This window comes from Kitasatospora sp. NPDC057904 (assembly GCF_042887925.1).
Classification (GTDB): domain Bacteria; phylum Actinomycetota; class Actinomycetes; order Streptomycetales; family Streptomycetaceae; genus Kitasatospora.
Genome location: NZ_JBHVOL010000079.1, coordinates 1 through 1,141, shown reverse-complemented (window position 1 = coordinate 1,141; position 1,141 = coordinate 1). Strand labels below are relative to the sequence as shown.

The following is a 1,141-nucleotide window of genomic DNA, read 5'->3' as shown; positions in this document are numbered from 1 at the left end:
CTAATTGAGTATCCACATAAACTTCTGTATTGTTGTTAAATTTACTACACTGAACTATAAGAAATACCCCGATAATACCCAAACATAAAATTATTAACTTTTTCATCACTTCTCCTTTAGTTTCTTCGTCATCCCTCATGCTGTTGTACATATTTTAAAGTAACTTAAATGATTTGTTTATCGATACAATACATATCGAATCCTTGTTTTATAATTCTTGCCTTTCCATTAGCTGCAGACCAACTTTCACTTATCTTTTCAATAAAAGAAAAAAGTTTGTGCTCTAATTTTCCGGGCGTAATCTTCATAACATTGCGAAAGATTTTCCTATAGCGTAAACTCTCTTCAAACTCAATCATAAATTCATTTAATTCCTTATTCCATGTATCCAACTTTTGATCATTGAGACTGTAGGAAGATCGCTTAAATGAGTAAGGCGGATCTATAGAATAGAGTGTTACTGGCATACCTTTGTAAAGGATTTCTGAATAGTGTTGACTTTTTTTAACTCCCCAGCTAAGGTCATTCTCCTTAAAATACCTATTAATCTGTGATTCTAATTCTTTAAATCTTAAGTATGATTTATATAAGGAAGGATTCTTTCTTGCTCTAGTTACTTGAGCATAAATTGTTGGAGCTCCTGTTATCTTGGCCCAAATTGTACGGTGTGTTCCATCACCGTAAACAGCATAAAAGTCATCATCTTCATAATGAACCAATTTCACTGGTGAGTGTTGATAATAAGTGTGAAATTCTTCTAGACTTTGTTTTTTCAAGAATTCAAAAGCTTTTTCACATCGGCCAATGTCAATATTATCTGTACCGTTATAACACGCGTGATCAAACCAAGACACACCACTGGTTCCCCTGAATCCTAAACTCTTAATTTTTTTTAACGGAACATCCCGATATAGTTTTTCGCTGTTTCCGACTTCATCATAATACAATTCATATGGATACTCACTTATATTTTTGGTTTCCTTCATTTCCTTAATATGAAATTCACATAAACCCTTTTCAAGAAGCAATTTTTCAAGTTTATTTTTCAAATTTCTCCCCCCAAGGACGTCTCAATATCATTGACAACTCATGCCCTCCGGCACGGTGCGACCACACGCCGCACCGTGCCGGAGGTGGACGC

The 1,141-nt window shown here is 34.7% G+C and carries 1 protein-coding gene; it reads right to left on the bottom strand.

Features of this window, described 5'->3' with window-relative positions; all coding sequences use genetic code 11:
* Positions 1–164: 164 nt before the first annotated feature.
* Positions 165–1,028, bottom strand: coding sequence for a hypothetical protein (locus ACFVSN_RS45200; RefSeq protein ID WP_387959342.1), 864 nt, complete (start codon positions 1,026–1,028; stop codon positions 165–167).
* Positions 1,029–1,141: the final 113 nt, after the last annotated feature.